The organism is Nocardia sp. NPDC058499, from assembly GCF_042719915.1.
Taxonomy (GTDB): Bacteria; Actinomycetota; Actinomycetes; order Mycobacteriales; family Mycobacteriaceae; genus Nocardia.
The window spans coordinates 906150-923597 of the sequence record NZ_JBHXMZ010000002.1; the positions used below are offsets into that span (position 1 = coordinate 906150).

The window sequence follows — 17448 nt, forward strand, 5'->3', positions numbered from 1 at the left end:
ATCGCCGGACTGTGCCGGTTCCGCCGTCTACCGGCCCGACCGTCGAAGTTCGGGCGTGCGCCCCGGCTGCCGCCCGCAACTTCGCATCGACTTCGGCGAACGGGCGGTTTCAGTCCTTGTCGATATTCGTCATGGACAGCACATCCAGGCGCCGGTCCAATTCTTCCTCACTGAGTTCTTCGCCGACCAATCCCCGGTCGATCACTGTCTGCCGGATCGTCTTCTCCTCCCGCAGCGCCTGTTTGGCCACCGCCGCGGCCTCCTCGTACCCGATCGCCGAATTCAACGGCGTCACAATCGAAGGCGAGGATTCGGCCAGCGTCCGCAACCGATCGGCATTCGCGGTGAGACCGTGGATACACCGATCGGCGAACAACCGGGAGACCGCAGCCAGCAGGCGAATCGATTCCAGCACATTGCGCGCCATCACCGGAATGTAGACATTCAGTTCGAAATGCCCGCCCGCCCCGGCGAACGCCACCGCGGCATCGTTACCGACAACCTGCGCCGCTACCTGCGTAACTGCCTCGGGCAGAACCGGATTGACCTTGCCGGGCATGATGGAACTACCCGGCTGCAGATCCGGCAACTGCAGCTCCCCCAGCCCGGTCAGCGGTCCGGAACCCATCCAGCGGATATCGTTGGCGATCTTCGTCAGGCTCACCGCGACCGTGCGCAGCGCTCCGGAAACCTCCACCAGGCCGTCCCGCGCGGCCTGCGCCTCGAAATGATCCTCGGCTTCGCTCAACGCGTCGATCCCGGTGGTGCGCACCAGCTCCGCCACCACCTTCGTGCCGAAACCGGCGGGCGCGTTCAACCCGGTGCCGACCGCCGTACCGCCGATCGGCAACTCCCCCAGCCGCGGCAGGGTCGCCAGCAGCCGTTCCATCCCCGCCGCAACCTGCCGCGTGTATCCCCCGAACTCCTGCCCCAGTGTCACCGGCACAGCGTCCATCAAATGTGTACGACCCGATTTCACCACCGTGCGCCACTCACCGGATTTGTCCATCAGCGCGAGCCGCAGATGCTCCAGCGCCGGCAGCAGATCCTTGATCACGGCCTCGGTGGCCGCCAGATGGGTGGCGGTCGGGAACGTGTCGTTCGACGACTGCGACATGTTCACGTGATCGTTCGGATGTACCGTGACCCCGTTGCCCGCCGCGATCGAAGCGATCACCTCGTTGGCGTTCATATTCGAACTGGTCCCCGACCCGGTCTGGAACACATCGATCGGGAACTGGTCGTCGTGCCGCCCCTCGGCGATCTCCGCCGCGGCCGCGATCACAGCGTCGGCCTTCTCCGCGTCGAGCAGCCCCAGATCCCGATTGACGACAGCGCAGGCCCCCTTCAGCAGGCCGAGCGCCCGGATCTGCGCCCGCTCCAGCCCACGCCCGCTGATCGGGAAATTCTCCACCGCCCGCTGCGTCTGCGCCCGCCACAGCGCATCCACCGGAACCCGGACCTCACCCATGGTGTCGTGCTCGATGCGATACTGCGTCTCCTCGCTCATAACCCGACCCTATGCGCGCACCGTACGAAGTCGGGTTGCCACGCGTGAGGTCTCGGTCACCGGCATATACGCCGACAGTGCGCCACGACAGGTCGGATGAAACGTGGTTGCCGCGATGAGGATCTCGGCGCCTGGGCTGAAGGTCCTGGCCGGCGGGCCACAGCTGCTGCTGGATACAGCGCACAATCGGGTCGATCACACAACCACTGGCGAACCACACCGCGTTGTGCGCTCCGGCTGCGACTACTGGAGTTGTCTCGGCGCCGTGGATACGGGGAGACCCGACAGTGCGGCTGCCGACGCGGCGACCTCCTCCATCGACTTGTCATACATGCCGTCCATGAGGACCAGCGGCGAGAGGTAGGTCTTCTTGTTCAACTTCCCGAGCAGAGCCTGCCAGCGCGGGAGTTGGCGCAAGTAGAACTGGTCGTCGTGGAGTATGAAGGCGAGCACCTGCCTGCGGTCGCGGGGTGTCGCCCGGAGAGGGACGACCCTGATCTCCCGCACCGCTTCCCAGCCGATCCGCACTCCATCTTTCGGTGAGTGCAGGCCGTCGGCGTCGAGGATGGTGGGGTGACCCGGGATCGACCAGGACAGCAAATGGCCGAAGTACGCGATTATCGGAACGGCCGGAACCACGGCCGCCACAGCAATCGCAGGCGCCGAATACACCAGTCCGACAATGAGCGGTATGGCGACGAGCCCGAGAAAGGGGGGCATCAGTCGCAGGACACCACGAGTCGGCACCCTGATCTCCAGCCGCCCCGGCGTAGCAGGCACGACGGGCACCCGAGGCGCCCCGTTGCTGACATTCACCAAGCGGATCAGCGCGACCTTGCGGCGAGCCTCGACAACCCAGCAGACGAGCCACAATGCGATCACCACGAACCCGGCAGCCGGCATCGGCAGGATGTCCAGCACCACGAACAGCCCCAGCGGCAGTCCCACGCCCAAGCCGATGAGGAAGTAGACCAGAAAGATCCGGGTCTGCGAGCGGCCGAGCTTCTGCTCCGCGTACGCCCGCCCGACCCGGTCGGTTTCGGGATCGCCGGCAGGCTCCCCTCGCAGTAATGCCTTCCGGACAGAAGGGTCCAGATCGCGCCAGGTATTCATATTTTCCCTTGTTCAGACGGCCTAAAATCTCGGCCGATCCGTACAAGGTACGGGCTCCCACAAGATCTGAAAAGACCCTTTGTCTCACTCAGGCGAGCAGTTCCTCCGCCTCGACAACTTCCAGAGCCCTCCGCAGCCACTTCTGCAGCTGGTCGAGGTCATCGCAGGAGGTGATGGTTTCTCGGACCTGCTCGGACACAGCTATTCCACGGGCATCGAGGACGGTCAGGATCGAGTTCGCCTCCCCTTTTGCTTCACCCTTCGCCTCCCCCTCGGCGATGTACTTGCGGGCGAAGTCGCTGGTGAAGTTGTAATCACGCAGACCGGTGGACATAAAAGCCTCCCAAGCAGGACGAACAGCACGCGGCAGCATCGTCAGGATGAAGTCATGGTATCGCAGGGCCGGGTCCGCCCCCAGAGCTCGAAAACTCGCGGCCAGGGCCATCCAGATCCGGGTGTGATCGGGGTGGTGCGGGTGCGCGACGGCAGACAATACGGCCAGCTCCGGCAGCTCCGTCGCCACCTGCGGGTCGGTGACCACAGGTACCGTCGACGGGTCCAGGACCAGGGGCGTCACAGTGGTGGGCGGATTACCGAAGCCGATTTCGAGTGGTTTGGCAGCCCACTTCGCGGTCCGCCGGTCCGGGCAGACGACCAGGAGCAGGACCGGGCATTTCATCCGTGCCCGCAACGATGTGGTGTATACCGGCCACGCCCATGGCTTATCCGGGTCCGGGCGCAGCTGGATTTCGACCACGACCGCCAGGACCGTGTCGTCGCCTCGCCGGAACGCCAGTACCGCATCGGCGTAGTACTCGGTGGGTGCCACGACAGCGGCTCGTTCGGAGCGGGGTTCCACCGTCTCGTAATCGGGTAGCTCGCAACCGAGCGCGGTCAACAGCGAAGCGACCAATTGTGGCCGCTCCGTGAACATATCGATCACCACTTCATGCGGGGTCGAAGGCATAGCCCGCACCGTAGCGAGCACCACCGACAACTACTGAGCGACAGTCATTTCCGGTATGACTCGCACAACCACAACGAAGCCGTGACAGGTGCTCGTACCGCAGCCCCTATGACCGGAGCGGTTCAGTGATCCCCGGAGGCTGCCACCGACTTCCAGTGAGACTAGCGCCATCCGTATGGAGGCGGCCACTGTGGATGATGCTGTGCGGGGGCAGGGGCGTTCGACAGCGGACGATACTGGGATTGTTGCCTCGGAAAGTCCTGCGCGGTCATCGAGTCATAACCAGCCGGACCACGGCCCCCGTTGTCCGGCAGCCAGTCGTCTCCGGCGGCCGGTGCGCGCCATCTCGAAGGGTCCGGAACAGCTGTGTCCGGCCGGGCTGGTTCGATGGATGGGAGCGCGGCGGCAGCGCGCCGGTAGGCCTCGATGATGCTCGCCGCCAACGCGTCGGGCCCCGTGGCGAAAGCCTGCACATCGATGGTCAGACTGTGCAGGTGCCCGGAGGGATCCAACCCGATTCCGATACCCCGGACATCGGCTGTGGTGATGGCCGTCGACCCGCCCCGAGTCGGGGCGGGTTCTGTCACCCGGGCACTACTGGCGGGCGCGCTCCGGTCGTCGGACAGCACGATATTCAGGCCACTTCTGATCATGCCGATATCGGCTACCGCGGTCGACGAGGCCGCTCGCACTGTGGCGGTGACCTGGACCAGATACTGCACAGGCCCTGCGCTTACCAGGATGTACCGCGTATATGCGATGAACTCGCTGCCCTCGACCCGATACCTCCCCAATACCGCAACCGCCGGAAACCCGGCACAGGGGTAGGCATCAGCCTGGATGTCCTGCCACTCCGGCATGCGCCGCGAATCGGTGTATCCACAACGCAACAAGGCGGCGGAATCCACCGGCCGGTCCAGCCGGCCGGCCATGATGAGAACATTGTCCGACCAGCTCGTAGCACCCTCCGGAGCCGCTGCCCAGGCGCAGTACGCGCCGGGCAGAACCTCCCGAGGGATCTCCTGCCACTCCAGGGGAACGTCGAGCGATATTCGGGGCGCCGCAACGGTATCCGGATGGACGGGCGTGGAACGCACGGCGTTTTCTACGAGATATTCGGCAACGCTGGACGGTCCCGCCGAACTACTCGACGGTGAATTCATACGTCACCGCCATGGCTCTCCGAGGGCCCACCCGTTCCTTCGCCTCGCTGCTCGACTTGAATAAACCATTGCGGAATCTCCGGAAAGGTCAAAATACCTCTCTTCTCCGGGTGTTGATGCAAGAAAACAACTATCGAGAACAAAGAGTTCGGATCGCATCTATAGATATGCAGCGGGATGCCGAACACTCCGGGCTGATCGAACATCCTATGACTGGGAGGCGCTGACGAATCCGAAAGGTGAAGCTTCAAAATCGGCAGATTCTTCGCTTTTCCCGAAGAGAACGCCCCTGAATCAATCGTGACCACGTCCTCCCAGGGGACGAACTCGTTCTTCCCCTTTCCAAAAGGCATAGAAAGTCGTCGAACAATCCCCAACGGATGAACCCCAACCTGGATCGACCACCTACTGAGCGCGCCGAATAGCAGCACCGAGACACCCGTAACAACGGAAAAGATCAGGGCCACCGTCGCGCCGCCCGTATTGGATTTGGACATCGGGAGAAGGGCATCCCCACCTGCCCGCCAATCCAACCATCCACAGAATCCGTACACCGACATCCCGGCCAGAGCGGGAAGGAGGCGTGTCGACTCGAGGCGGTCAACGTCCAACCTGATGCCCGAACCGTACGTAGCATCGTTGTATGGCGTGATGCCCGCATTCCGGCGCGGAAAGTATCCGAAACCCAGAGAAGCGAAGAAATACGCAAGGCCAAGGAAGGCCAGAACCCCACCGATCGCCCCCAGAGTCACCACCGGACCGGCCCCCCACGGCGCCCCCAGTATCGGCGTTACGGCAAGCGCCGAAAAGATGATCGTAAAAGCAACCGGCACGATCACAGCAGACTTGGATCGGCCTTTCGGCCAACTCTCGATCCAGTCGACTTCGGGAAACACACCGTCTTTCATCACCATATCTTTTGAATTCCCTTGGAGGTCAGGTACGCCGCACCAGCAGCTACGCCTGCGCCGATGACGAACCCTGCGGCAGTACCCACACCGGGCACCGGCACCGCAGTACCGATCGCTGCACCGATGGAGCCTCCGCTGACCCAAGCACCGGCGACTCCCCCCGCGGCCATGCCCGCCACGGTACCGGCAGACTCACTGACAACAGCCTTCGTCGGGTCCATTCCCCCTTCGATGTCGTTGGTTATTGCGGGCACTGTACCTATCGCATTTCCGATTATCCCCAGCCGACTCAAACCGGTCGTATACTTACCGTCCGCGAAGGTCCCCCATTCTTTCACCCACTTCAGAACAGTGCCGTCGTTGGCACTTTTCGCCGCACCTTCCAAGCCCAATTTCACCCCGTCGGTCATCATGCCGGAGATTGATGCGGCTGTCATTGCCGGCACGTCCGGTTTCCAATGGGCCCACGGAGACTCGGCGATCCCGTCCGGCAACGCCTTGGGATCGTCGGTTTTGATCTGTTTGACGGCGTTCACGATGGCAGTGAGAGTTTCATCGGAAGCCATGCGTTCGAGTTCGGCGTTTGCGTCGGCGAGCCGTGCGCCCCACTGGGCGTCGGCGGTCATCAGGGCTTCTGCGAGCCCTGGTAGGCGGGCGAGCTGGATTCCGGCCTCGGAGTTCCAGTCCTCGACGCCACTCACGCTCCAGTCCTCGCCGACTACGACGGGCGCGTGCGCGTAGTTGCGGAACAGCACCTTGATTTCGGTGAGCGTATGTTCCATTGCCTGGTAGGCACCGGTTGCGGCCGCAGCAAGGTCGTCATAGGCCGTGGCGATGGCGCGCATCTGTACTTGTTCGCGGTCGGCCTTGCCTTCCGCCGCGACCTTGGCCTCGCCTTTCCACATGAGGCCGTTGTGCAGCGTGTCGTACATGGTGCCGGCGGCTTTGATGATTCCGTCGGCTATGCCCGTCGCGTTGGTCGTCACGGTGGGCAGGTTCGAAACGTCCCAGCTGAGAACTTCGGTCGGTGTCGCCATCCCGGACTACTTCACTGCATACGGATCGCCGGAATTGAGATCGACGGCAGCAGCGAGCCGATGGGCAGCGTCGACGTCGGTTCCGGTGAAACTGTTCGCCGACATCGCCAACAGGCCGGACAGCTGATTGAATCGCGCGCTGATCAGGTTCTTGGCCCGAGTGCTGGCCGCGTTGGAACCCATCAGCGCGGCACCGACAGCGGAGCCTCTCAAAGTATTCCCGGCTCGTTCAGCATCGAGTTTCGGGACTGCGTCGATATCGCTGGGCAGCAAAGCCAACGCCGCAGCTGCCTGCCGTAGGCTGTCCTCGTCCACCTCGATAGACATGTTCCCCCTTCGCCCTTACCTGCCCGGGGCCATAATCCGATCCACCAATTCGTACCATGATCGGATGTAGCGCTTCCGGTCGGATGCGCCGGAACAATGCGACGGGGGTGCACCGCGGACCGGGTCGGCCCGAAGCCCCACACGCACGGGCAATTCAACAATCCCCGGATAGGCCGGCGGACTTCATCCGCCGGCGCATCCGGCCCCCATCACACCGTGGTGCTATCGGTGCCTTGCACCGACACCGGCAGCGCCCAGGCCGGTGAGGAAACCGGCCCATTCCGCCGCGCCGAAGACCAAGGCCGGGCCGGTCGGATTCTTGGAATCGCGCACCCCCACTGTCCCACCGTCCAGAAACGCGACCTCTACGCAGTTTCCGTCTCCTGAACTCTTACTGCTCTTGAACCACTGGGCAGTGGATAGGTCCGTCATTGTTCCACTCCTTCAATGCCGCCTGCACCCGCTCACCAGAATCCTCCTCTGAGTAGGCCGTCCGCCGCACCCTTTCCCGGACTCTGGCGTACTTGGCAACCTCTGACTCATGTTCCAGATAAATCCTGCCGAACTGTCCCTCCACGTACACTACCGGCGTCTGTCGCAACCTTGATGTCGGCAACGGCGGCAGCTCGAACAGTACGAATGGTCCTGTGACCATGCCGATCGGATCCTTGGCGCAGCTGCCGACAATCCGCATGGTCACGTTCGGGCGGCGAGATACCGCCAACAGATGTGACATCTGGTCCGCGAGTACGGCCGGACCCCCTACCGCCGTGGTGAGCACAGATTCAGCAATCAGCCCTTCATAGTGAAACTCGCTCTTGTTCAACAGCTCTTGGCGCCGAGCTACCGCATCCAGAATCGATTCCACCTGACGCGACGGCATCTCCGGGAACTCTGCCCACAGCAATGCGCGGCGGTACTCCCTGGTTTGCAGCAATCCTGGAATCAGGCATGTCTCCCAGGAGAATACGTGATTTGCAGATTCTTCCAAGGTGACGAAATCACTGAAGTTGCTCGTGGGAACTACATTCCTTTGCGACAGCCACCAAGCTCCGTCGACCCCACCGGATTTCCTGATCGCCTGCGCCAGGTCGAGGACGATCAACCGTTCTTCGTCTGTACTGGAGAACGCGTTGCAGAGTGCGTTCATGGCCAGATCGGTGACCTTGGTCGGCCGGCCGTCCTCCAATCGTCCGTACGACTGCGGCGACACCTCCGCGACCCGAGCGGCACCGGACTGTGTCACCCCCTCACGCAGGCGCATTTTGCGCAGCTGACGCCCCAAGGCTCGCCGGGGAAGCATGGACCCACTACCCACGATAGTTACCCTCGCTAACTGGATTGTCTCGATATGGAAGGCGCCGTGGTGGAAATTCAGCTCTACCACGACATTTCCCCAGCGCAGAGGCCGCGCAACCGCGTGCCTTTCCTATCTACTGGAGATACGCCCGGCGCGGGTTGTTTCGTGACTCACCTTCGCGAAACGTCCCACCGCAACACCGAAAAGTTGTGGGAGGTCCGGCACTGTCCATGTGCCCCCGCCGGATACTGCGCCGGGCGTAGGCCAAGACTAACCCGAGGAGTGAAAGATAGTGGGCGATTGCACTTCTGCGCCACCGATCGCTACCGGTGGCGGCCCATACCCGCCGGTGCCCGCTGCCGTGGGAACAGCGGGGGCCGGACGGATATGGTTCAGAACGGGGCGATCAATTGTGTGAGTGCACGTTTCAGTTCGTCGTGCGAGACCGGGTCGATATGGAAGTCCTGGTACCGGTGCCGGTAGACGTAGCGGCCGTCGTCGGCGATATCGAACCAGCTGAGGTAGCGCGGTTCCGGCGGCTCGGAATCGCGGAGCCGGTGGCGTACCTGCAGGAACCCCGATCCCGCCCGGGGCGCTTTCAACATGCGGCGCATATGGTCCGCGGGTTGCGGTTTTCCGCCGTTCCAGATCTCGTAGGTGTCGCGCAGCCGATCGATACTCTCCACCAGCGGCGGGCGGGTGCCCTTGGGCAGTTCGCCGAGGATCTGCAGGAAGATTCGCGGGACGATCGCCGTCGTTCCGATCTGCACCACGAACTTTCCGTCGAAATCGGTTGCGGTGCCCGGGAACTGAACCACCGTAACTCCGGCGGTGCCCGCGAAGGCACCGTAGGCGCGAATCCGGCGGCGTCGGCTGCCCGACAGTGTGAGCGTGGCTTCGGGATCCGCCGCGGCCCGCAACGCGGCCGTGAGATCAGGGTCGGCACCACGCGGGTATTCGGTTTCGATCCGGGCCGCCAGCCGCTGGTACTCGTCCTCCCACTGCACCGACGAACGCAACTCCAGCGGATACGGGTAGCGGTCCTTACCCGTCTCCTTCCAGACGTGCATGAACTCGTCCGGCGTGAACTCCCATTTCACCGACGTTCTCCACGGTCATCGGCCGGTTGCGCCGCGGGGGCGTCGCCGCCCAGCACACCGTCCAGCAGTTGGGGCCGGGCACCGAACAACTCTTCCTCGCGATCATGAACGAGGTAGTCGGGCACCTTGTGCTCCTCGTCGTCCTCGCCCCGCCTGGCGCCCGCACCGCCACCCATCATCCCGGGCATACCCGACATCGCCCGGCTTGTACCCGCAGCGGCAGCCGCGGCCGCGGGCCCTCCGGCCGGACCGTTCGGCGCACCGCCGGGAGCTCCCGGGACAGTCTTACCCGGTGCCTGATTCTGCGGCGGCGCACCGCCGGGCATCCCGGGCGAACCGGGAGTTCCGGTAGGTACGCCGGGCGCGCCGGGCGTGGTGGTCGAGGACGTGGTCCGCTGTGGATCACCGGCCGGGTTGCCGGGAGCGGTACCCGGCGGTTGCGAGGTGGTGGGATTCTCGGTGCTGCTCGCCGTGGTCGCCTGGGGTTCTTCTGTCGAACCAGGGGTTTCCTGGGATTGCTCGCCGGTTTCGTTCTGCCCCGGATTCTCACCGTTCGGCACCTGCGTGCCGGGTCCAGAGGTGGTGCCACCGGGTCCGCTGGCAGTCGTCCCGTTCGGTCCGGCCGGACCGGGTTGGTCGCCCGGCATCTGAACCGGGACAAATGTCGGCACGCCCTCACCCGCAGGTTGGTATGTGGGCTTGTAAGCCGTGTTCATCACTTCGACGGCGGCCAGCCGCTGATCTTCCTTGTATGCGTCGAATGCCGCCTGGGCCGCCGGGTCGGCCGCGCTGACCACTGTCTCGGCAATCCGTCCAGGGTCGTTCACGGTTGTGGTCACGGCGGTACCGCCAGGGGCCGCCCCCGGGGTAGGCGGTGGCGGTACGGACTTCTTCACGACTTCTGCGCCGTAGGCGGCCGCGTGGATACGCATACCTACGGCGTTGAGAACCTCTTGCACATCGGTCGCCTGATCGAAGAAGGTTCGCGAAGCTTGGTTCGCCGCGTCCGCAAACTCGCCTGCCATACCATCGGAGAGCTCGCGCTGAATGGACAGCAAGGAGCCGAACAGTGCGCCGCCCAGAGAGTTGGCGATGTCTTGATAGCGTTCCGCAATGCCGTGCATAACGCCAGGAAGCATTTCCTCGACCTTTGCATGGATCTCTTCATGCGAAAGCCCTTCGAAGAACTCCATCCGAGTGATGTAAGCGGGATCCTGCCCACCATGTGACACCTGGGAACCGAAATACTGCGCGCCGGTTATGCTTTGCTGCCCAGACACCCGAACCTGCATGGATTCGGGGCTGAGCGCCTGTGCTGGACCGAATTGTCCGAGCGGTGGAGTCTGCTCCCCTTCACTCACGGCTCAGTTCCCTTCACCGATCTCGGGTTCCAGCGCCTGAGCTATGCCGAGAACACCATCGCACCTATCCAATCCGGCCTCCGAGGCCGCGAAGGTGCGTGTGGTCGTCATCATCACAAAACCGGCCTTCGTGCGCAGATGAATGCTGCAAGTCTTCCTCATCTGAGGGTCGCGCACCCACATCGCCTCACGGCCATTGACTGTCAGCGGCTCGCTGTTGGCACCGTTCTTCTGGAAATCCTCTTCCCAGGTGACATTTCCGGAATTGATCTGGAGATTCCAGTGAGCGCTGTCGAAGTCGCATGTCAGAAACGAATATTCCGCGACAAGATCGTCACCGCGACGCCTGGTGGACGGGTCGAGACCGGCTGCCTCTACAGCTTGATCACTGATCCAGGTGCATGGGTCGAATACTACCTGGGGGCGTTCGCCTGTAGAGTATTCGTTCTCCAAAGGAGGAGGCTGCAATGCGGGGTCTGTCAATGTCGGACGCGCTGCCGATGAGGGCTGCGACGACTCCGATACCGGCACGGCGGAACCGGTTTCATCGTCGCTCTCCGCGCATGCGGGCATCAACAGCCCTACAAACCCCGCGCATACAACCGCTGTCGCATGCATGGAAAGCCGTCTCATTGCTCCACCTCCACGGATTCGAGCGCTCGCCTGTTCATCGCATCAGCTTCTTCGAAGGCGCCCCCGGCCTGAAGGAAGGCCGCCGCCATCCGCAACGCGGCCTCCCGAACCCCGGACACGGCTTCCATTGTCGCAAGCCCTTTATCGACGAAACCTCCCTGGAGTTCCTTCGACGAATCGAAGCCGCCGAACCCCTGAAGATCCATCAAACGCTGCGTTGCGGCAACCTGCTGATCGAGACAGGTTTCCACGAGCCGGGTGTAAACAGCTGCGCAGCGCTCCGCAGTTCCCCGCTCCATCCGGAAAGTCCCCGCCACAGCCTGCTGATACAGCGCGTTCGCGGTCCCCTGCCCCACGTCCATAGCGCTCGGCCCACCCTTCGTCAAACTATCGGTCACCATACCTGACGCAGCCCGGCCCACATCGGTTCCGCCGCCTGGCGACCGACCACCATCTACCACACTGGGACAGCTCACCACTATGCCCGGTTTGCCGGGTTCGGCTATCTGTGCCGGCCAAGAGCTTCCAGCGGACAAACAGCGCTGGCCAGCCGGTAAGGATTGGCCCGCGGTTCCGACGTCAGCTCTCCAGGAACACCGTATTGCTGCACAGCCACCGGCCGTCGACCTTCTCCAAGGTCATGCTCATCGATGTGTATGCGGTTCTCGGCTCCGGACGCCCCACATTGGTGACCGTTCGGTTGCCGGTGAACAGCACCTCCGCGGTGCGCTCGTCGCCGGATTTGAAGAAACACTCCGTTTCACTCACACGCGACGTGCCCTGAGCTTCCTGCATGATCTTGACCAGTTCTGTCCTGCTTCTTTCGAAGTTGGCCCGGGCATTCCCTGTGGTGTTATCGATCATTGCCTATAGCTCTTCGTCGGTCTTACCGAGTTCCGACGTCATCAGTATCGTGCCGATCTCGCACGCCCGGACCTCCAATGCCTGCTCACTGTCCTGTTCGGAGACAACCTGCCGTGCGTCGGCGCCGATGTTCATCGCCACTACAACCCCGGCGCTTACACCTCCGACCAGCACGATCGCACCGAATATGGAAGCGGCTACCGCTATCCATCGCCGTCGACGCGGGGCTTGAGGCATCGGTCCAGCGGGAGCAGCGACCACCATCGGGGAAGCGACCCCGCGCACCGCATCGGCCGCAGCGGCGGCGAACTCACCACAACTACGGAACCGTTCCTGCGGGTTCTTCGCCATCGCCCGCGCCATCAACGAGTCGAATGCCGGTGGAAGGCCTGGATTCCTACTACTCGGGGGTGGAACCGGAAGGTTGAGGTGACTGTGAATGAGCTGAGCAGTGGTGGACGCCGGGAAAGGAGGCGCACCGGTGAGCATGTGATGGAACGTCCCGGCGAGCGCGTAGACATCAGCGCGCCCATCCATGGCGGTGGATGGATCGAACTGTTCCGGAGCCGCGTACCGGAAACTCGCGTACACCTCCCCGGTTCGGGTGAGTCCCACCGATTCGTCCAGCGCCTTGGCAATGCCGAAATCCGCGAGCAGAACCCGCTGCTGCGGGCTACGGGTCAGCAGGATGTTCGCCGGCTTCACGTCCCGGTGCAGGATGTTGTGCTGGTGCGCGTGATCGAGGGCCCGGGCTGCCTCGGTGAGAATCCACACTGCGTAGTCCGGAGCCAGGGCACCGTTACCCAGCAGCGCGGCGATATCGGTGCCGTCGACGTACTCCATGGCGATCCAGAGCCGTTCCGCGTACTCACCCCGGGCATACACACTCACGATATTCGGATGCGCCAGTCGAGCGGCGGTATCGGCCTCACGCTGGAACCGCGCCCGAACACCGGGGTCACCGGCCACTGCACCGCCGAGCAGTTTCAAGGCGACCGGACGCGGCAGATCGCGGTCCTGCGCCAAGTAGACCTCGCCCATACCACCGACACCGAGCAGCCGTTCAATTCGGTAACCGGCGAATTCGTCACCTTGTGTCAGCGCCACCCGGTTCCCCTCCGCGAATCGAAATCCCGGGTAACCCTACTCGACCATCGGCCGCCAACATCCGCTCGGCGGCGCGCCTCGGCACCGGATTCTCGACCGGCCATTCCACGAGAACCCCATTCTTCTTCGACTCGGAGTCCGACTGAGGCGACGTGGGTTTCCGGTCACGGTCCACGGTCTGGGCCGCAGCGGGATCAGGGAAGCGCGGCGGATACCGCATCCATACCTCGGGCCGAAGCCTTCCGAAGACGATGCCGTCCATTCCACGGAACGCCCTGCGCCCGCCACTCCGGAGCGGCATAGTGAGGCACATCACCACATCAACCCGGCGCGTATCACTGCGTCCGAGTCGAACGAGGAGCTCCTCATGACCTACGCCAAGCCCGGTGCCGACGGCAGCATCGTCAGCTATGCGAATCGATACGATAATTTCATCGGTGGTGAATGGACCGCGCCTGTCGAAGGGAAGTACTTCGACAATCCGTCGCCGGTCGACGGTGAAACCTTTTGTGAGGTAGCGCGTTCCACCGCACCCGATGTCGAGTTGGCGCTGGATGCCGCGCATGCCGCCGCCGACGGCTGGGGCGCGACCTCCGCGACCGAGCGGGCGAATATCCTGAACAAGATCGCCGACCGGATCGAGGACAATCTCGAGGCCCTGGCGGTGGCGGAGACCTGGGAGAACGGGAAACCGGTCCGCGAGACCAAGGCGGCCGATCTGCCGCTGGCGGTCGATCATTTTCGCTATTTCGCCGGCGCGATCCGGGCCCAGGAGGGCGGGATCAGCGAGATCGATGCCGATACGGTGGCGTATCACTTCCATGAGCCGCTCGGGGTGGTCGGGCAGATCATTCCGTGGAACTTCCCGATTCTGATGGCCACCTGGAAGCTGGCGCCCGCGTTGGCAGCGGGGAATGCGGTGGTGCTGAAACCGGCGGAGCAGACGCCGGCGTCGATTCTGAAGGTGGTCGAATTGATCGCCGATCTGCTGCCGCCGGGCGTGCTGAACGTGGTGAACGGGTTCGGGGTGGAGACCGGTAAACCGCTGGCGTCGAGCCCGCGGGTGGCGAAGGTGGCGTTCACCGGGGAGACCACCACCGGTCGGTTGATCATGCAGTACGCCAGCGAGAACATCATCCCGGTGACGCTGGAGCTCGGCGGTAAGAGCCCGAATATCTTCCTGCCGGATGTGATGGCCGCCGATGACGATTTCCTGGACAAGGCGGTCGAGGGGTTCGTGATGTTCGCGCTGAATCAGGGTGAGGTCTGCACCTGCCCGTCGCGTGCGCTCATCCATTCGTCGATCTACGACGAATTCATGGCCCGGTGTGTGGAACGGACGAAGGCCATCGTGAGCGGCAACCCGCTCGACGACGCCACCATGATCGGCGCGCAGGCCAGTAACGATCAGTTCGAGAAGATCATGTCCTATATCGATATCGGCCGGAAGGAAGGCGCCGAGGTGCTGACCGGCGGCAACGCGCGCACGGTCGACGGCTACCCGAACGGCTTCTACGTGGAGCCGACCATTTTCAAGGGCAGCAACGATATGCGGATCTTCCAGGAGGAGATCTTCGGCCCCGTCGTTTCGGTCACCACCTTCGATTCCACCGAGGAAGCCCTGAAACTGGCCAACGACACCCTGTACGGCCTGGGTGCCGGGGTGTGGACTCGCGACGCCAACACCGCCTACCGCCTCGGCCGCGGTATCAAGGCGGGCCGGGTGTGGACGAACTGCTACCACGCCTACCCGGCGCACGCGGCGTTCGGCGGGTACAAGAAGTCCGGGATCGGCCGGGAGAACCACGCCCAGATGCTGGACCACTATCAGCAGACCAAGAACCTGCTGGTCAGCTACTCGGCCCAGAAACTCGGATTCTTCTGATGCCGGAGCCGAACCGGGTGGAACTCACCGCGGCCGCCGCCCGCCTGCTGCACGAGTTGATCGAGCGGCACGGCCCGGTGATGTTCCACCAGTCCGGCGGCTGCTGCGACGGCAGCGCGCCCATGTGTTACCCGCGCGGCGAGTTCCGGGTCGGCGGGCAGGATGTGCTGCTCGGGGAGGTCGATGCGGATACACCGTTCTGGATGAGCGCCGACCAGTACGAATACTGGAAACATACTCATCTGACGGTGGACGTGGTGCCCGGCCGCGGCAGCGGGTTCTCGCTGGAAGCGCCGGAGGGGGTGCGCTTCCTGATCCGTTCCCGGCTGCTCACCGACGACGAATTCCTCCAACTGGAATCCGCGCCACCACCGAGGACAGGCGGCTAGTAGAACACAGGGTACATGCGCATGTCATGCGCATGTACCCTGTAGCCATGAGCGTTGCCATCCAGATCAAAGACGTACCGGAAGAAGTGCGTGATGCGATCGCACGGCGAGCCGCGTCGCGGGGCCAATCGACTCAAGCCTACTTGCGGGCGCTATTGGAGCGGGAGTTCCGCGCCGAGCGCAACAGGCACCTGATCGAAAGCCTTGTCGGGCGCCGCACCCTGGCGATGGATGCCGACGAAGTAGTCGCAGAAATCCGGGCCGGACGCGAGGCCGACGAGTGATCGTCGTCGATGCGAACGTCATGGTCATGGCACTTGCCGGCCCTACAGATCGAGGAGATGCCGCGCGGTCGGCGCTGTTCGCGGACGATGATTGGGCAGCGCCGGCCCATATGCCCTTGGAAGTCCTGCGGACACTGCACAAAGCCGTGTTGACCAACCAACTCCCCGACGAAGACGCCCACGCTGCTTTCCGGGCAATTACTGCGATGCAGATCACCTACCTCGAAACGGACTCACTGCTCTTGCAGACCGTGTGGAAATTGCGGCACAACGTTTCCGTCTACGACGCGGCGTATCTGGCAGTAGCCGCGGTGCATGATGCGCCTTTGATAACTTTCGACGCTCGGCTGGCAAAAGCGGCAATCCAGAGCATGCCCGATCTCCAGGTGACGGTCCTGCAATAGGACGGAGTCGCGCCGGGCTACTGCCTCGGCGAGTTCAGGAATGCTCGCGCAGGTACTCCAGATAGAAGCCGCGCAGCGCCTCGGCGAGATAGCCGTCACCGGCATGGACGTAATCGTCGAGCATGGGAACCACCCATTTGATATCGGCCTCGCTCTCCCCGACCCGCCCCGCCGTGGCTTCCGCGGCAGGTATGCGGGTGAGCAGCTGCCAGAGGAAACGGATATCGCCGTGCCGCACCGCGAGCTTGACCGCCCGGTCGTGCAGTTCCTTCGACGACAGGCCTTCCAACTCCTCGTTCGTGCCCATACGCCGACTCTAATCCCGCCCGTGGCGTCGGGTCGCGTTTCCGGCCGGGAGCTTCGTCCCGCGTGGCGCTCCCGGAGCGGCCGGCGCGCGTGATGCGATGGCGTCATGACCGACGAGACCTACCCCGTCCCCAGCGGCTTCCAGGTCAAACGGGCCTACGAGGCCCCGGAACCGGATGACGGTTACCGGGTGCTGGTCGATCGGCTGTGGCCGCGCGGGGTCACCAAATCCGCGGCCCGGATCGACGAATGGGCCAAGGACCTCACGCCTTCGACAGAGCTGCGCCGCTGGTTCCACGAAGCCCCGGAGACCCGCCGCGACGATTTCGCGGACCGGTATCGCGAAGAACTCGCGGGACGGGCGGCCCGGGAGGCGCTCGTCCGGTTACGCGGCCTGGCGCGGACCAATCCGCCGGTCACCCTCATCACCGCGGTCAAAGATCCGGGTAGCAGCCATATTCCCGTACTGATGCAGGCCCTGGGCGAATAGCCTGACGTGTCGGCCGGGGCGAATGTGGGGCGAACCCGGGCATCGGGCTCCCGCCGGCGGCCATCCGCTGACGATATCCGAACGAACTCGCAAATAGCCTGTCTGACCTGCCCGAATATTCCGATTCGGGGCCCCGTTCACACCGAATTCATCAAACCCTCCCGCATTTCTGCGAGCGCACAGGGGCTGGTACGGGGTAGCTTCGGAGTGGCGGGTCACGCGTTGTGGCTCGCTCGGGAGGTCCTGACCGTGACTGAGCAACTCAGTACGAGGGGGCCGGCACCCGGCCCTCGTGGC

21 protein-coding genes are annotated in these 17448 nt (G+C 63.7%); 5 read left to right on the top strand and 16 right to left on the bottom strand.

Translation table 11 applies throughout. The features are described 5' to 3' along the window. Positions 1-109 precede the first annotated feature (109 nt). From ACFWPH_RS09250 to ACFWPH_RS09320, 15 genes are all read right to left on the bottom strand, one after another. Positions 110-1510, bottom strand: coding sequence for a class II fumarate hydratase (locus ACFWPH_RS09250; protein ID WP_378749090.1), 1401 nt, complete (start codon positions 1508-1510; stop codon positions 110-112). A 243-nt stretch (positions 1511-1753) separates the two neighbouring features. Continuing rightward, positions 1754-2623, bottom strand: coding sequence for a hypothetical protein (locus tag ACFWPH_RS09255; protein ID WP_378749092.1), 870 nt, complete (start codon positions 2621-2623; stop codon positions 1754-1756). Positions 2624-2711: 88 nt separating this feature from the next. Next, positions 2712-3590 carry a hypothetical protein gene (locus ACFWPH_RS09260; RefSeq protein WP_378749094.1) on the bottom strand — a complete coding sequence of 293 codons (879 nt, stop codon included), beginning with the start codon at positions 3588-3590 and terminating at the stop codon, positions 2712-2714. A 161-nt stretch (positions 3591-3751) separates the two neighbouring features. After that, positions 3752-4753, bottom strand: coding sequence for an LpqN/LpqT family lipoprotein (locus ACFWPH_RS09265; RefSeq protein ID WP_378749096.1), 1002 nt, complete (start codon positions 4751-4753; stop codon positions 3752-3754). Next, the gene (locus tag ACFWPH_RS09270) at positions 4750-5667 is read right to left on the bottom strand and encodes a hypothetical protein (protein WP_378749098.1); all 918 of its coding nucleotides are present in this window, start codon (positions 5665-5667) and stop codon (positions 4750-4752) included. Before ACFWPH_RS09270 ends, ACFWPH_RS09265 begins: the two co-directional genes overlap by 4 nt. Then, complete coding sequence (locus ACFWPH_RS09275; protein WP_378749100.1) at positions 5661-6701, bottom strand: hypothetical protein; 1041 nt, start codon at positions 6699-6701, stop codon at positions 5661-5663. The genes ACFWPH_RS09270 and ACFWPH_RS09275 overlap by 7 nt, the downstream gene beginning before the upstream one ends. Positions 6702-6707: 6 nt before the next feature. Continuing rightward, a complete protein-coding gene (locus ACFWPH_RS09280; protein WP_378749102.1) occupies positions 6708-7028 on the bottom strand; it encodes a hypothetical protein in 321 nt (106 codons plus the stop codon). A gap of 222 nt (positions 7029-7250) precedes the next feature. Continuing rightward, the gene (locus tag ACFWPH_RS09285) at positions 7251-7460 is read right to left on the bottom strand and encodes a DUF397 domain-containing protein (protein WP_378749104.1); all 210 of its coding nucleotides are present in this window, start codon (positions 7458-7460) and stop codon (positions 7251-7253) included. Beyond that, positions 7420-8415, bottom strand: coding sequence for a helix-turn-helix domain-containing protein (locus tag ACFWPH_RS09290; protein ID WP_378749106.1), 996 nt, complete (start codon positions 8413-8415; stop codon positions 7420-7422). Before ACFWPH_RS09290 ends, ACFWPH_RS09285 begins: the two co-directional genes overlap by 41 nt. A gap of 305 nt (positions 8416-8720) precedes the next feature. Further along, on the bottom strand, positions 8721-9428 hold the full coding sequence (locus ACFWPH_RS09295) for an ESX secretion-associated protein EspG (RefSeq protein WP_378749108.1): 708 nt from the start codon (positions 9426-9428) through the stop codon (positions 8721-8723). Next, a complete protein-coding gene (locus ACFWPH_RS09300) occupies positions 9425-10621 on the bottom strand; it encodes a hypothetical protein (RefSeq protein WP_378749110.1) in 1197 nt (398 codons plus the stop codon). Before ACFWPH_RS09300 ends, ACFWPH_RS09295 begins: the two co-directional genes overlap by 4 nt. Before the next feature lie 171 nt (positions 10622-10792). Next, a complete protein-coding gene (locus ACFWPH_RS09305) occupies positions 10793-11422 on the bottom strand; it encodes a DUF3558 domain-containing protein (protein WP_378749112.1) in 630 nt (209 codons plus the stop codon). Beyond that, positions 11419-11784 (bottom strand): hypothetical protein, encoded by a 366-nt coding sequence (locus ACFWPH_RS09310; RefSeq protein WP_378749114.1) that lies wholly within the window; start codon positions 11782-11784, stop codon positions 11419-11421. Before ACFWPH_RS09310 ends, ACFWPH_RS09305 begins: the two co-directional genes overlap by 4 nt. Before the next feature lie 217 nt (positions 11785-12001). Continuing rightward, positions 12002-12286: a hypothetical protein gene (locus ACFWPH_RS09315; protein ID WP_378749116.1), complete on the bottom strand. Its 285-nt coding sequence runs from the start codon at positions 12284-12286 to the stop codon at positions 12002-12004. Positions 12287-12289: 3 nt separating this feature from the next. Next, on the bottom strand, positions 12290-13393 hold the full coding sequence (locus ACFWPH_RS09320; RefSeq protein ID WP_378749117.1) for a serine/threonine-protein kinase: 1104 nt from the start codon (positions 13391-13393) through the stop codon (positions 12290-12292). 367 nt (positions 13394-13760) lie between these two features. On the opposite strand from ACFWPH_RS09320, the gene adh reads away from it, so the two are divergent. Genes adh through ACFWPH_RS09340 form a run of 4 tightly spaced genes read left to right on the top strand, consistent with a single transcriptional unit; the run spans position 13761 to position 16355 of the window. Further along, positions 13761-15278, top strand: coding sequence for an aldehyde dehydrogenase (gene adh, locus ACFWPH_RS09325; RefSeq protein ID WP_378749119.1), 1518 nt, complete (start codon positions 13761-13763; stop codon positions 15276-15278). After that, positions 15278-15667 (top strand): DUF779 domain-containing protein, encoded by a 390-nt coding sequence (locus ACFWPH_RS09330; protein WP_378749121.1) that lies wholly within the window; start codon positions 15278-15280, stop codon positions 15665-15667. The genes adh and ACFWPH_RS09330 overlap by 1 nt, the downstream gene beginning before the upstream one ends. 47 nt (positions 15668-15714) lie before the next feature. Next, complete coding sequence (locus tag ACFWPH_RS09335) at positions 15715-15951, top strand: hypothetical protein (protein WP_378749123.1); 237 nt, start codon at positions 15715-15717, stop codon at positions 15949-15951. Continuing rightward, entirely contained in the window at positions 15948-16355 is a 408-nt protein-coding gene (locus ACFWPH_RS09340; RefSeq protein ID WP_378749125.1) for a type II toxin-antitoxin system VapC family toxin, read from the top strand. The genes ACFWPH_RS09335 and ACFWPH_RS09340 overlap by 4 nt, the downstream gene beginning before the upstream one ends. A gap of 34 nt (positions 16356-16389) precedes the next feature. On the opposite strand, the gene ACFWPH_RS09345 is transcribed toward ACFWPH_RS09340, so the two are convergent. After that, positions 16390-16662 (bottom strand): hypothetical protein, encoded by a 273-nt coding sequence (locus ACFWPH_RS09345; protein WP_378749127.1) that lies wholly within the window; start codon positions 16660-16662, stop codon positions 16390-16392. A 105-nt stretch (positions 16663-16767) separates the two neighbouring features. Between ACFWPH_RS09345 and ACFWPH_RS09350 the strand changes: the two genes are divergently transcribed. Continuing rightward, a complete protein-coding gene (locus ACFWPH_RS09350; protein WP_378749129.1) occupies positions 16768-17151 on the top strand; it encodes a DUF488 domain-containing protein in 384 nt (127 codons plus the stop codon). Positions 17152-17448 lie beyond the last annotated feature (297 nt).